General features: G+C 64.5%; 11 protein-coding genes. All 11 read right to left on the bottom strand.

Features of this window, described 5'->3' with window-relative positions:
* Positions 1 to 6: 6 nt before the first annotated feature.
* A complete protein-coding gene (locus PSO31014_RS01130) occupies positions 7 to 774 on the bottom strand; it encodes an ABC transporter ATP-binding protein (RefSeq protein ID WP_150550394.1) in 768 nt (255 codons plus the stop codon).
* 71 nt (positions 775 to 845) lie between these two features.
* Complete coding sequence (locus PSO31014_RS01125) at positions 846 to 1,613, bottom strand: ABC transporter permease (RefSeq protein WP_425494831.1); 768 nt, start codon at positions 1,611 to 1,613, stop codon at positions 846 to 848.
* A gap of 71 nt (positions 1,614 to 1,684) precedes the next feature.
* Positions 1,685 to 2,689: an ABC transporter substrate-binding protein gene (locus PSO31014_RS01120; protein ID WP_150549916.1), complete on the bottom strand. Its 1,005-nt coding sequence runs from the start codon at positions 2,687 to 2,689 to the stop codon at positions 1,685 to 1,687.
* Positions 2,690 to 2,800: 111 nt separating this feature from the next.
* Positions 2,801 to 3,763: a LysR family transcriptional regulator gene (locus PSO31014_RS01115; protein ID WP_150549915.1), complete on the bottom strand. Its 963-nt coding sequence runs from the start codon at positions 3,761 to 3,763 to the stop codon at positions 2,801 to 2,803.
* Positions 3,764 to 4,232: 469 nt separating this feature from the next.
* Positions 4,233 to 5,195, bottom strand: coding sequence for a formimidoylglutamase (hutG, locus tag PSO31014_RS01110; protein WP_150549914.1), 963 nt, complete (start codon positions 5,193 to 5,195; stop codon positions 4,233 to 4,235).
* Between the two features lie 26 nt (positions 5,196 to 5,221).
* Complete coding sequence (gene hutI, locus PSO31014_RS01105) at positions 5,222 to 6,439, bottom strand: imidazolonepropionase (protein WP_150549913.1); 1,218 nt, start codon at positions 6,437 to 6,439, stop codon at positions 5,222 to 5,224.
* Between the two features lie 7 nt (positions 6,440 to 6,446).
* Positions 6,447 to 7,826, bottom strand: coding sequence for an amino acid permease (locus PSO31014_RS01100; RefSeq protein WP_150549912.1), 1,380 nt, complete (start codon positions 7,824 to 7,826; stop codon positions 6,447 to 6,449).
* 141 nt (positions 7,827 to 7,967) lie between these two features.
* Positions 7,968 to 9,509, bottom strand: coding sequence for a histidine ammonia-lyase (gene hutH / locus PSO31014_RS01095; RefSeq protein WP_150549911.1), 1,542 nt, complete (start codon positions 9,507 to 9,509; stop codon positions 7,968 to 7,970).
* A 42-nt stretch (positions 9,510 to 9,551) separates the two neighbouring features.
* Positions 9,552 to 11,231, bottom strand: coding sequence for a urocanate hydratase (gene hutU, locus PSO31014_RS01090; protein WP_150549910.1), 1,680 nt, complete (start codon positions 11,229 to 11,231; stop codon positions 9,552 to 9,554).
* Between the two features lie 162 nt (positions 11,232 to 11,393).
* Positions 11,394 to 12,149: a histidine utilization transcriptional repressor HutC gene (gene hutC, locus PSO31014_RS01085; RefSeq protein ID WP_150549909.1), complete on the bottom strand. Its 756-nt coding sequence runs from the start codon at positions 12,147 to 12,149 to the stop codon at positions 11,394 to 11,396.
* A gap of 165 nt (positions 12,150 to 12,314) precedes the next feature.
* Positions 12,315 to 13,478, bottom strand: coding sequence for a DSD1 family PLP-dependent enzyme (locus PSO31014_RS01080; RefSeq protein WP_425494830.1), 1,164 nt, complete (start codon positions 13,476 to 13,478; stop codon positions 12,315 to 12,317).
* Positions 13,479 to 13,537 lie beyond the last annotated feature (59 nt).

Here is a 13,537-nt window from a genome sequence, read left to right as displayed (position 1 = left end):
CGAGCCTTATGCCGCCTGGCTTTCCAGGCTGCGCATGACTTCGGTTTGCACGGTGTTCCAGATTTGCGATTTGAGTTCGTTGTAGCGCGGCGAGAGTTGAACCTGCGCGTCGCGTGGCATCGGCAGATCGTTCGGCAGGTCGCAGGCCACGCGCCCCGGTCGCGCGCTCATGATCACCATGCGCGTCGAGAGCATCAGGGCTTCGTCGATCGAGTGCGTGATGAAGACGATGGTCTTGCCGCTCTTCTGATAGATCTGGAGCAACTCCTCCTGCAACACCTGACGCGTCATCGCGTCGAGGGCGGCGAACGGCTCGTCGAGCAGAATCACGTCCGGGTCGTTCGCAAGCACGCGGGCGATCGACACACGTTGGCGCATGCCGCCCGAGAGCGCCTTCGGATAGCGATCCTCGAAGCCCTTGAGGCCGACCATCTCAATGTAGCGTCGCGCCGTGGCGTAGCGGGTCGCCTTGTCAATGCCCTTCATCTTCAGGCCGAACGCCACGTTATCGAGCACGCTCAGCCACGGGAACAGCGCGTACTGTTGGAAAACCATGCCGCAATGCGGGTCGATGCCCTTGACCTCGCGGCCGTTCACGAGGATGCGCCCGGTTGTCGGGGCATCGAAGCCCGTGATCAGGTTCAGCAGCGTCGACTTGCCGCAGCCCGATGCCCCGAGCAACACCACGAACTCGCCGCGTGCAATATTCATGTCCACACGCTCGAGCGCCTGAAAGTCGTCGTAACGTTTCGATACGCCATCGACGGCGATCATCGTCTGCGCGTTGCTTTCGGTTCCGGCGGTGGTCGTATGCGCAGCGCCGGCGTGGGAATCAACTCTATCGTTCATGCCTGCCACCTCAACACCTTGCGCTCGATGGCGCGAAAGACAACATCCGTCACCAGCACGGTGACACTGATCATGACCATGCCGAGCACGACCACTTCCGTCTGGAAGAACTCCTTGCCGTTCATGATGAGGAAGCCCAGGCCCTCACGTGCGGCGACCAGCTCGGCGGAGATCACGCACGTCCACGACAGGCCGAGAATGATCTTCATACCGCTGATAATCTGCGGCAGACTCGCGGGCAGGATCACCTCTCGCATGACTTGCGCGTTGCTTGCCCCCAGGTTCTTCGCGGCGCGAATCAGCAGCGGGTCGACGTTGCGCGTGGCTTCGATGACATAGACGAGCGCCGGGGCGAATGTCCCCATGAACACGATGCTGTACTTCTGCGTCTCGGAGATGCCGAACCACAACAACGAGAGCGGAATCCAGCTCATCGACGGCAGCGGTCGGAGGAACGACAGGATAGGGTCGAACGCCGCACGCGCGTAGCTCGACGTGCCGAGCACGATCCCCAGCGGAATGGCCACGGCGGTGGCGGCGATGAAGCCCATCATCACGCGGCGCGTGGAGGCGAGCACGTTGGCGAGTAGCGTACCGTCGGACAGCATCGATACGATACGTGCCCCGACGGCCGACGGTGGCGGCAGGAACAGGGGATCGACGATCCCGGTTCGGCAAGCCGCTTCCCATGCGAGCAGGAACACGACAACGGACACAAATCCCACCCCCAGCAACGTGGCGCGGGACGGTTGACGATGATTCACAATCAGACTCCTCGAGCGTGCGCCGACACCGTGTTAAGTCGACACCGGCGCACTGATCCAGCCGGGGAAAATTACAGATACGACGTGTTGATCCATTGGCGCACGGCCGGCGCCTTGTCGATCTGCTTGTACGTGACGAGCATTTCCGCCAGGCGTTGCAGGCCGTCGACATAGCTGCCGGGCGACTTGAGCAATTGCGTTTGCTGCGCAAGGCCGTACCACTCAGCGCCCTTGACCGTCTCGATCTGGTCGAGCGCCGACATGCCGGTCAGCGGGATCAGCGAGCGCGCGGCGTCGTCCGGCTTGTCGTGCAGCATCTGGCACGCATCGAAATACACTTTGAGGTATTTGCGAACCACGTCGGCGTTCTTCTCGGCCCAGGCATTGCGCACGATGAGCACATCGGGGCCCGGCGTGACGTGATACTTCTTATAGAGCGAAAACTGCGTATCGTCGGCCAGCAGCTTCATGCCGGACATCGCGCGAATGCGGTTGAACTGCGGCGTCCACGCGGCGGCGGCATCAATCTGTCCCGATTGAATGGCGCCGGGCAACTCGGGGGCCGGCACATTGAGCACCGTAACGTCGTTCGACAGACCCGCCGTGCCCAGCAGATCAAGCACGAGCAAGTGAGCGCTCGAAGCAAACGTGACGCCCAGCTTCTTGCCCTTGAGGTCCTGCAACGAATTCACGCCCTCACGCACGAACAGTCCCTCGACGCGGCCGAAGCTCTCCGGCACTGCAACGATGGAAAAATGCCTCGAGCCGCGGGCCATCAGCGCGAGCGCCGAGACGATGCCCGTACAGGCGATATCGATGCCGCCCGAGAGCACGGCGCTCATGCGGGCCGACGACGTGCCGAACGACTGCCATTGCTGGTCAATGCCGGCGCTGGCGAGCGCCCCCGACTTCATGGCGAGGTAGGCCGGGTAGTGGCCCAGCCATGCCGAACCGCCATACTGAACCGGGGTCGCGTTCGCCGCGCGGGCGATACCCGGGAGGGACAGACTGCCGGCGGCAGCGGCGGCCGACAGGGCGGCACCGGTGTGAAGAAAGTTGCGTCGTGACAGGTTCATGCGTGTCTCCTTGGTAGGTTATGTGTTATTCGCGTTGAACGATGGGCGCGCTTCAGGTGAAATTCATCTGGCCCGGCGCCCGGGGCGGTGGTTGACAATCGTTGGCCAGGCTCAGCAAAGCGCCAGCCGTTCCCCGAGCCAGGGCATGACACGTCGCAGTTCCGGAAACGCTTCCTGCGCGAGGGCCATTCGGCCGGCCAGAAAGCACTGCGAGGCCATCTCCGAGACTTCGCCCTCGCGCGATACCTGATAGATGGTGCGAGACAGGGCGGGGCCCGGCAGTGGCAGTGCGGCCACGTGCGGCAGCGACGCACGGCCCTGCAACACGCACAGCGGCGTGGCAATCGTGAAGCCGAGGTCGGCGGCGACCATCGACATCACGACATCCGACGTATCGATTTCGAGATGCATGCGAGGCGAATGGCCGGTGCGGCGCAAGTGTCGTTCGATCACGGCGCCGAAGTGCGAACGGCCCGAAAAGCGAATCAGGGGCAGCGTGCGGATCAGTTCGCTCAAATCGGCCTGTGCGAGATCGGCCTCGCGGGCTTTGGGCACGACGACGATGAACGGCTCCGTGAAGATCGGGCGGCGCACGAGGCGCTCCATGTCATGCATCGGATCGCTTGTCACGATCAGATCGAGCTGGCGGGCGAGCAACGCCTGCGCGTGGCCGTTGGCAAGGCCCGACCAGAGTAGCAACTCGCTGGTGCTGTCAGACATCTGCCGTACGATGGACGGGCCAACCGTCGCGGCGAAGGAATCGATCATGCCCACGCGCACCGCGGCACGGCTGGCGACGTCGGCGTCCTGCACCTGAGCGATAAGGCGGTCCATGTCGTCCACAATTTGACGCGCATGGCGTGAGAGCGCGAGTCCGGCGGGGGTGAGCTTGAGTGGGCGGCGTGACCGATCGAGCACGCGCGTGCCGACTGTCTGTTCGATTTGGGCGATGGCTTGGGAGATGGCAGATTGCGTGACGCCCAGGGCATCGGCGGCGATGGAGAGACTGCCTGCCGACGCGACGGCCTCGAAAATCCGAAGTGATCTGACGTCGAGGTCTGCGCGCTTTTTCATCGGCGTGTCTCCGGTTCGGGCGGCGCGTCTCAGTGGGCGGAAATGGCCTTTCTGGCGCGTCGCGATGAATCGATATAAGAATTTTTAAGAATTGTAGGGATTGAGGGCCATAAAACAAAATCAACATAAGAAAAACTAATACTTTGTATTAGGGCGAGGGAATTTGGGGCAAGAGGTGGCGACGGGCGCGCGACGTTCGTCTCGGTCTGTGAAAGCGGGGGCATCAGACGGAGGAGGTATCGGAGGAGGGCGTGGGGCGAGGCGGTGCGGGGAGGTGGTGAGGGGCGGTGAGAGAGACGGACCGGGGCCCCTTTCTGCAGCGAGTTGGGTTTATGTCTGAGAGGCGGAAAGGGGCCCCGGTCCGTCTGACTGTGGGAGCGTGAAGCGGGTGAGGCGTGTGAAGCGCGTGAAACGGACGCGGCGCCACCGGGATGCCCCCCGACGTATCGGGGGCCGGATGGGGCAGACGTTAGAGCAGACGATAAGCGAGGCGGGCGGCGACGCGAGCCCCTGCGCCTTGCGGGTCAAAGCGCGGGTTGTATTCGGCCAGGTCGGCCACGCGCAGTTTGCCTGATCGGCGTACGTGCGTGACGATAGCTTCGACAACAGACACTGGCACGCCATACGCGGCGGGGGCGGATACCCCCGGCATGACTGGCGCCGGAAGCACATCGAGATCGATCGTCAGATAGACATGTGAGACGTCGGCAATCAACGCGTCAATCTGTGCGAGACGCGCTTCCAGATGCCGCTCTTGCATTTCGGTGTCTTCCACGTGGATCACGTTCAATTCGCGCGCGCGGTCGAACAGCGATGCAGTGTTGCTCAACCGGCTGACACCCAGACACGCATAGTCGAATGGAAGTCCAGCCGCTTCGCAGGCCTGCGCGATCTGATCGAACGGCGTGCCCGACGTGCCTGGACGCGCCGTGCGCAGATCGAAGTGGGCGTCGAGATTCAGGATCAACACGCGCGAGCGGTCGCCTGTCGCGTCGAGATGCGCGCGCAGTCCTTGCCACGTGCCCCAAGCGATCTCGTGACCGCCGCCCAGCACCACCGGTTGCGCCCCGGCATCGAGCTCATGGCGTACCGCGTCGGCCAGTGCTGCTTGTGCCGCTTCGAGGTCATCGCCGTCACAAGCGATATCACCGGCGTCGAACAGGCACGCGATGTCGTGGGCGGGCAGGTTCGCCAGCGCCCGACGGATCGCTTGCGGACCCTCACCGGCGCCCACGCGTCCTTGATTGCGTTTGACGCCCGCATCGCAGGCAAAGCCGAGCAGCACGGGCGCGCCGCCCACCGCCGCGTCAGTGCGCGAATCGATCTCGCGCACGACGTTGAACAGCCGGCGCGTGTCGCCGCGCTCGCCGGAATCCGTGCGTCCGCGCCAGACCGGGGGATCGCCGGGCACCGATTGCAAATGACTCGCCATGAAAGTCTCCTGTGCGCCGTGCGAGATCAAACCGAAGCCAGGTCGCGCCACTCGCCGTGGCGTACGGTCCGAGACGGCAACTCGCCGCCCAGCCAGTAGGCGAGTTCCGCGGGTCGATCGATTTCCCACGCCACGAAGTCCGCCGTCTTCCCGGCTTCGAGAGTGCCGTGCGTGCCGAGCATGCCCAAGGCTTTGGCCGCATTGCGCGTGACGCCCGCCAACGCTTCTTCCGGCGTCAAACCGAACAGCGTGCAGGCCATGTTGAGCATCAAGCGTAGCGAGAGCGCGGGCGACGTGCCCGGGTTCAGATCCGACGCCACCGCGATGTCGACGCCGTGGCGGCGAAGCAGATCCACCGGTGGGCGACGCGTCTCCTGCAACATGTGGAACGCGCCCGGCAGCAGGACGGCAACCGTGCCCGCACGTCCCATTGCGGCGGCGTCGTCGGCGCTCATATACTCCAGATGATCTGCCGACAATGCCCCCATCTCGGCGGCAAGACTTGCGCCGCCGAGCGGGGAGAGTTGCTCGGCGTGGAGCTTCACCGGCAGCTTCAGCTTCTGTGCGCGCAGCAGCACCCGCATCACCTGCGACGGTGAGAAGGCGATGGTCTCGCAGAACGCATCGACCGCATCGACCAGATGCTCCTCCGCGAGCTTGGGCAGGATGTCATTGCAGACGTAATTCACATACTCGTCCGCCTTGCCCGCGAATTCCGAAGGCACCGTGTGCGCAGCCAGGCACGTGGTCTTCACCGTGACCGGCAACGCCTCGCCGAGCCGACGCGCCACGCGCAGCATCTTGCGCTCGCTGTTCAGATCGAGGCCATAACCCGACTTGATCTCGACCGTGGTGACGCCCTCGCGCATCAAGGCAAGCAACCGTTTGCGCGCCGATTCGAAGAGCGCATCCTCGGTGGCGTCGCGTGTGTGCCGCACCGTGTGCTTGATGCCGCCGCCGGCGGCGGAGATGTCCGCGTAGCTCACCCCCTGCAATCGTTGCTCGAATTCAAGACTGCGGTTGCCACCGAACACCAGGTGCGTATGGCAATCGATCAGGCCCGGCGTGACCCACGCCCCTTGCAGATCGACGCACGCGTCGGTGCCCGAGGCCGAGCGCTCGCTGCGCGCGCCGACCCACTCGATATGCTTGCCGCATGTGACGATCGCGGCATCTTCGATGGCGTGGTAACGGCCATCGCGCATCGTCGCGACGTGACAGTGTTTCCAGTAGGTCCGTTTCATGAGAGGCTCATTCCAGGGTCATTGGGCCGCGCACCTGCGCTTCCTTGGGTTTCACGCCGAACTGATAGGCCACCGACATCAGTACGATCCAGCCGGCGCCGACATACAACGCGACACGGGTGTCCTCCATGTAGCCGAGCACCCCGATCACGAACAGCATGAACGCGATGGCCAGCGCCGGGCCGACCGGCCACAGCGGCACCTTGAACTTGAGCGCGGCGACTTCCGCCGCCGACAGACGACGGCGCATCGCCACCTGAGAGAGCAGAATCATCAGCCACACCCACACGGTGGCAAACGTCGCAATGGACGCGATGATCAGGAACACGCCTTCCGGGATCAGGTAGTTGAGCACCACGCCGCCGAGCAGCGCGGCCGTCATCACCAGCACCGTGACCCATGGCACCCCATGGCGAGACATTGCCGAGAACGCGGCAGGCGCCTGACCGTGTTCGGCCATGCCGAACATCATGCGGCCCGCGCCGAAAATATTGCTGTTGATGGCGGAGATGGCGGCGGAAATCACGATCACATTGAGGACGGCGGCGGCGGACTTGATGCCCAGCCCCGAAAAGATCTGCACGAACGGACTGCCCTGGCTGCCAATGCCGGTCCACGGGAAGATCGCCATGAGCACACACATCGTCAACACGTAGAACAGCAGAATGCGCATCGGCACGGCGTTGATGGCGCGCGGGATCACGGTTTCCGGATTCTTGGCCTCCCCGCCGGTAATGCCGATGATCTCGATGCCGCCGTAGGCGAACATCACCACGGCCAGCGACGCCACGAGTCCGCCCCAGCCATTGGGCAGGAAACCGCCGTGCGACCAGAGATTGCTTACCGCAGGGGCATGCTCGCTATGGAGTTGCACACCCGCAAACAGAATCACACCGCCACCCACGATCATCGCGACGATGGCGAGAATCTTCACCAGCGCCAGCCAGAATTCCATCTCCCCGTACACCTTCACGTTGCACAGGTTGAGCCCGCAGATCAGCATCACGATGCCAAGCACCCAGATCCATTGCGGCACGTCCGGGAACCAGAATCCCATATAGATGCCGAACGCGGTCACGTCCGCCAGACAGACGATGACCATCTCCAGAATGTAGGTCCAGCCCGTGAGAAACCCGGCCAGGGGGCCAAGGTTGTCGCTCGCATAGCGGCCGAACGAGCCGGAGACGGGCTGGCGCACGACCATCTCGCCCAGCGCGCGCATCACCATGTACACGGCGGCGCCGCCCAGAATATAGGCCAGGATTACGGCCGGACCGGCCAGTTGGATGGCGGACGCCGAGCCGTAGAACAGGCCCGTGCCGATGGCGGAGCCGAGCGCCAGAAAGCGGATGTGCCGCGCGCTCAGATTGCGTTGCAGGTTTTTCAAGCTGTCTCCTGAATGCGTGATGAGCCAGCCCGCGATCGCGGGCGGCAAGGGAATGTGGGGGGACGGGTAACCCTGTCCCCAACCGCCGGTGGCGCGAATCGCAGTTCGCTTCGCCCCGGCGGGGGAAGAGGCCTGTGCGATTTAGATGACTGGTGCGGTAGGCAACGTGCCTGACGGCACCAGCGCACTGAGCTGGCGCTGGGCGATCAAAGCGCTTGCGCCCTCGATGTCGGGCGCAAAATAGCGGTCCTTATCGTAGAACGGAACCGACTGGCGCAGGAGCGCGCGGGCGCGCTCAAGTGCCGGGGTCGACTTGACCCCCTCGCGGAAGTCCAGCCCCTGGCAGGCGCCAAGCCATTCGATCGCGATAATCCCCTTGACGTTATCGGCCATCTCCCAAAGCCGCTTGCCGGCGTTGGGGGCCATCGACACATGATCTTCCTGGTTGGCCGAGGTCGGCAGACTGTCGACACTGGCCGGATGCGCCAACGCCTTGTTCTCGGAGGCGAGTGCGGCAGCCGTCACCTGCGCGATCATGAAACCGGAGTTCACGCCGCCGTTGGCCACGAGAAACGCGGGCAATTGCGACATGTGCTTGTCCATCATCAGGGAGATGCGACGCTCGCTCAGCGCGCCGATTTCGGCCAGCGCCAGCGCGAGGTTGTCCGCCGCCATGGCGACCGGCTCGGCGTGGAAGTTGCCGCCGGAGATCACGTCGCCCTGTTCCCAGAACACGAGCGGGTTGTCCGACACCGCATTCGCTTCGACGGCGAGCACCTCGGCCGCCTGACGGATCTGCGTGAGACACGCGCCCATGACTTGCGGCTGGCAGCGCAGCGAGTAGGGGTCTTGCACCTTTTCGCAGTGCGCGTGGGACTCACCCACCTCGCTCGTCTCGCCCAGCAGATGACGGTACAGCGCTGCCGCATCGATCTGGCCACGCTGGCCGCGCGCGGCGTGAATGCGGGCGTCGAACGGGGCGCGCGAGCCGAGCATGGCTTCGACCGTCAGGGCGCCGCAAACACTGGCGGCCGCGTACATGTCCTCTGCCTCGAAAAGACCACGCAGCGCATAGGCCGTCGAGACTTGCGTGCCGTTGAGCAGCGCCAGGCCTTCCTTGGCAGCGAGCGTGAGCGGTTCGAGTCCGGCCACGGCGAGGGCTTCGCGGGCGCTGATCCACTGACCGCGATAACGTGCCTGACCTTCGCCCAGCAACAGCAGCGACATGTGGGCGAGCGGGGCGAGATCGCCGGAGGCGCCGACCGAGCCCTTGAGCGGGATGCACGGGTAGACCTCGGCGTTCACCAGCGTGATGAGCGCATCGATGACCTTGCGGCGAATCCCCGAATAGCCGCGCGCCAGACTGTTGATCTTGAGCACCATGATGAGACGCACGAGCGCGTCATCAAGCGGTGCGCCCACGCCGGCGGCATGCGAGAGCACGAGTGAGCGTTGCAGGTTCTCGAGATCGTCTTTGGCGATGCGCGTCGTGGCGAGCAAACCGAAGCCGGTGTTGATGCCATAAGCCGTGCGGCCTTCGGCGACGATGTTTTCCACGCAGGCCACGCTCTGGTCGATGGCCGCGTAGGCGGTCTCGTCGAGCGTGAGAGTGGTCGGGTGTTGAAAGACGTCGCGCAGTTGCGCGAGCGTGAGCGCGCCGGGCGTCACAAACAGGTGTGCCATGGACGGATTTCCTTGATTCGACAGTTTTTTGGAGTATCTCGCTTACTTCGCGTCGCCCAGCATGGGCAGGTTCAGGCCATGCTCGCGCGCGCAGTCGACGGCGATGTCATAGCCCGCATCGGCGTGGCGCATGACGCCCGTCGCCGGATCGTTGTTCAGTACACGGGCGATGCGCGCGGCCGCCGCGTCGGTGCCGTCGCACACGATCACCACGCCCGAATGCTGCGAGAAGCCCATGCCGACGCCGCCACCGTGATGCAACGACACCCAGGTCGCGCCGCTCGCCGTGTTGAGCAGGGCGTTGAGCAGCGGCCAGTCGGAGACAGCGTCCGAGCCGTCGCGCATGGCTTCCGTTTCGCGGTTGGGGCTGGCGACCGATCCCGAGTCCAGGTGGTCGCGGCCGATCACGACCGGTGCCGAGAGTTCACCCGAGCGTACCATTTCATTGAAGGCCAGTCCGAGCTTCGCGCGCAAGCCCAGCCCGACCCAGCAGATCCGCGCGGGCAGGCCCTGGAAGCTGATGCGCTCACGCGCCATGTCGAGCCAGCGGTGCAGGTGCGCGTCGTCGGGAATCAACGCCTTGACCTTCGCGTCGGTCTTGTAGATATCTTGCGGATCGCCCGACAGCGCCACCCAGCGGAACGGCCCGACGCCACGGCAGAATAGCGGACGGATATAGGCGGGTACGAAGCCGGGGAAATCGAAGGCGTTCTCGACGCCTTCCTCCTCGGCCATTTGACGGATGTTGTTGCCGTAGTCGAACGTCGGCACGCCCATCGCCTGGAAGTCGAGCATGGCCTTGACGTGGACCGCCATCGACTGCTTGGCGGCCTTGACGACTTCGGCGGGCTTCGTGCGGGCGCGTTCGCGGTAGTCGTCCCAGGTCCAGCCGATCGGCAGATAGCCGTTGAGCGGATCGTGGGCGCTGGTCTGGTCGGTGACCATGTCCGGACGCACGCCACGGCGCACCAGTTCCGGCAGAATTTCGGCCGCATTGCCGCACAGGGCAATCGACACGGCCTGACCAGCGGCGGTGTATTTGGCGATGCGCGCGAGCGCGTCGTCGAGATCCTTGGCTTGCTCGTCGACGTAGCGCGTGCGCAAACGGAAGTCGATGCTGGTCTGCTGGCACTCGATGTTCAGCGAGCAGGCGCCGGCCAGCGTGGCAGCCAGCGGCTGCGCGCCGCCCATGCCGCCCAGGCCGGCGGTGAGCACCCAGCGGCCCTTCAGATTGCCATCGTAATGCTGGCGACCGGCTTCGACAAACGTCTCGTAAGTGCCTTGCACGATGCCCTGGCTGCCGATATAGATCCACGAACCGGCGGTCATCTGGCCGTACATGGCCAACCCCTTGGCGTCGAGTTCGTTGAAATGCTCCCAGGTCGCCCAGTGCGGTACCAGATTCGAGTTGGCGATGAGCACGCGCGGCGCGTCGGCATGCGTCTTGAAAACGCCCACCGGCTTGCCCGACTGCACGAGCATCGTCTCGTCGTCACCCAGCGTCTTGAGCGTTTCGACGATCTTGTCGTAGCACTCCCAGTTGCGGGCGGCGCGGCCGATGCCGCCGTACACAACGAGCGCGTTCGGGTTCTCGGCGACGTCCGGGTCCAGGTTGTTCATGAGCATGCGCAGCGGGGCTTCGGTAAGCCAGCTACGGGCATTGAGCTGCGTGCCGCGCGGGGCGCGGATCGTGACATCGCGGTATCGGGTGACTTGGCTCACAACGTGTTCCTCTAATTCGGAGCGGAGAATGACTTGTACAGTATTGTATATACAAGTTGTCGTGAACTAGGGTTTTTACGTACTTTAGTGAGCCAAGGGGACGGCCGGGCCTGACGCGCCGGCGCTGGCTTATCGGTGCCTGATCGTTGGCTTGCCGCGGGCTTATTCAGGCGCGCCGAAGCGGCCTTCGAGGCGGTGGCGAGAACCGGGGTGCAGCAGCCGGGCAACGGAGACCACGCGCTTGCCCGTCCACGTGCGCCGACGGATCAGCAGGCACGGTTCGGTGCGCGCAATGTTAAGTAGTTGCGCTTCCTCGGGCGTGGCCGTCACGGCTTCCACGACATGCTCGCCCGACGTGAGCGGCGAGAGCCGCTGCAGATAGGCGTTGGGCGTCAGTTGGGTGAAGTCTTGTTCGAGGTAGTGTGGCGCGAGCGTGGGATTGACGCAGCGATCCTCGATCTGCACCGGCACGTTGTCCTGGTAGTGAACGATCACCGAATGGAACAGCGTTTCGCGCTCCTGCAGGTCCATCGCGAGCGCGCGTTCGGGGCCAGCGAGTTCTTCGCGCAGCAGCTTCACTTCGGCGCGATGGCGATGGCCATGCTCGGCGATCTCGTCCGCGATATTGTTGACGGCCAGCAGCGGGGAGTGCGATTTCGGCTCGGCCACGAACGTGCCGACGCCCTGCATGCGTAGGAGGCGTCCCTCGGCGGTGAGTTCTCGCAGCGCGCGATTGACCGTCATGCGACTCACGCCCGAGAACTCGACCAACTCGTTTTCTGAGGGTATGCGGTGATGCGGCGGCCAGGCGCCACTGTCGATCTGACGGCAAATGAACTGCTTGAGCTGCAGATAGCGCGGTGCCGGCCCTTGTTCGTTGAGCGTTTCGACAGTCGGTTGGGCGGATTGACGTGGCACCTTGATGGCTTCTCCGGTCACTGACGTGCGGGTGGGAAAGCCTGAAGCATAAGCCAATCGCTCGCTGCGGAGGAGAAAAAACGCGACCCGCTGGGCACGGCATCGATCAAGGCAAGGCCGCGCGAAAGCGGCGCCGAGGCCCGCCGCGCAGCGAGACGAATTCGCTTACCAGCCGTGCAATCTCGACCATACCGCCAGCGCGCGATCTGGGGCGATGGCGTGGTATTCGGGGAATTGCGCCCCGGTGGCACAGGCGTGATTCGGCAGGATGCGCAACAGGGTGCCGATAGGGAATTGCGCGACGATGTCGGGGTCCGGCGCGCCTTCGCGCGACAGAATGCCGTGTTCCTGATTGGCGCCGCTCAACTGATACCCAGGGAGGAGGCTGCCGTCGATGCGGCAAACCTGTCCGTAGCCGAAATCGCGTTTCTGTTTTTGTGTGCCGCGGTCGCGGCTCATGGCCATCCAGCCGGCATCGACAATGGCCCAACCCTTCTCGGGCTGATGCCCGATCACGGTCGTGAGCACGCTCAACGCCAGTTCGTCGGTCGTGCACACGCCGATGTTATGCATGACGAGATCGAAGAACACGTACACGCCCGCGCGCACTTCGGTAACGCCATCGAGATGCGTTGCGGCGAGGGCGGTGGGCGTCGAGCCGACGCTGACCACCGGGCACGGCAGTCCGGCATCGCGCAAACGGGTGGCGGCGCGCACGCAGCCGGCGCGCTCCTGTTCCGCGATGGCGGCGAGCGCTTCGGGCGTGTCGACGTCATAGCTCGAGCCCGCGTGGGTCATGACGCCGCCCAGCGTCGCACCGCCCTCATGCAGCACGCGCGCCACGTCGAGCAGCGCATCGTCTTCTGGCGCGATGCCCGAGCGATGCCCGTCGGTATCGATCTCGATCCACACGTCGAACGTCTCTCCAAATTCAGCGCCGAATGCCGCGATGGCCTGCGCGGATACGATGCTGTCCGTGAGAATCTTCAGGTCGCAACCGCGGCGTCGCAACGCGAGGGCGGCCGGCAGCTTGCTCGCGACCATCCCGACGGCGTAAAGGATGTCGGTGATGCCATCGTCGAAGAAGCGGGCGGCTTCCTTGAGGGTGGAGACGGTGATGCCCGCAGCGCCCGCGTCGATCTGCGCGCGTGCCACTTCCACGCACTTGCTGGTCTTGACGTGGGGACGAAAGCGCACGCCCAGCGCGTCCATACGGGACTGCATCCGGCGAATGTTGTGCTGCATGCGCGGCACGTCGATCACGGCGGCCGGCGTGTCGAGCATCGGCAACGAGGACGAGGGGAGGGGCGGCTTTGCGGTCATGGTCATCGGTCTCGGGCAGGGGACGGGCGTGGGCCGCCGGCGTCGCAAATGCGGCGGATGGCAGT

The organism is Pandoraea soli (genome assembly GCF_902459595.1).
In the GTDB taxonomy this organism is placed as follows: Bacteria; Pseudomonadota; Gammaproteobacteria; order Burkholderiales; family Burkholderiaceae; genus Pandoraea; species Pandoraea cepalis.
The sequence above is the reverse complement of the archived record's forward strand: the minus strand, read 5'-3'. Positions and strand labels throughout refer to the sequence as shown.

Excerpts from the sequence above, each read along its gene's own strand:
- hutI (WP_150549913.1), bottom strand. The coding sequence starts at position 6,439 with ATGAAACGGACCTACTGGAAACACTGTCACGTCGCGACGATGCGCGAT.
- PSO31014_RS01115 (WP_150549915.1), bottom strand. The coding sequence starts at position 3,763 with ATGAAAAAGCGCGCAGACCTCGACGTCAGATCACTTCGGATTTTCGAG.
- PSO31014_RS01120 (WP_150549916.1), bottom strand. The coding sequence starts at position 2,689 with ATGAACCTGTCACGACGCAACTTTCTTCACACCGGTGCCGCCCTGTCG.
- PSO31014_RS01130 (WP_150550394.1), bottom strand. The coding sequence starts at position 774 with ATGATCGCCGTCGATGGCGTATCGAAACGTTACGACGACTTTCAGGCG.
- hutG (WP_150549914.1), bottom strand. The coding sequence starts at position 5,195 with ATGGCGAGTCATTTGCAATCGGTGCCCGGCGATCCCCCGGTCTGGCGC.
- hutH (WP_150549911.1), bottom strand. The coding sequence starts at position 9,509 with ATGGCACACCTGTTTGTGACGCCCGGCGCGCTCACGCTCGCGCAACTG.
- PSO31014_RS01080 (WP_425494830.1), bottom strand. The coding sequence starts at position 13,478 with ATGACCATGACCGCAAAGCCGCCCCTCCCCTCGTCCTCGTTGCCGATG.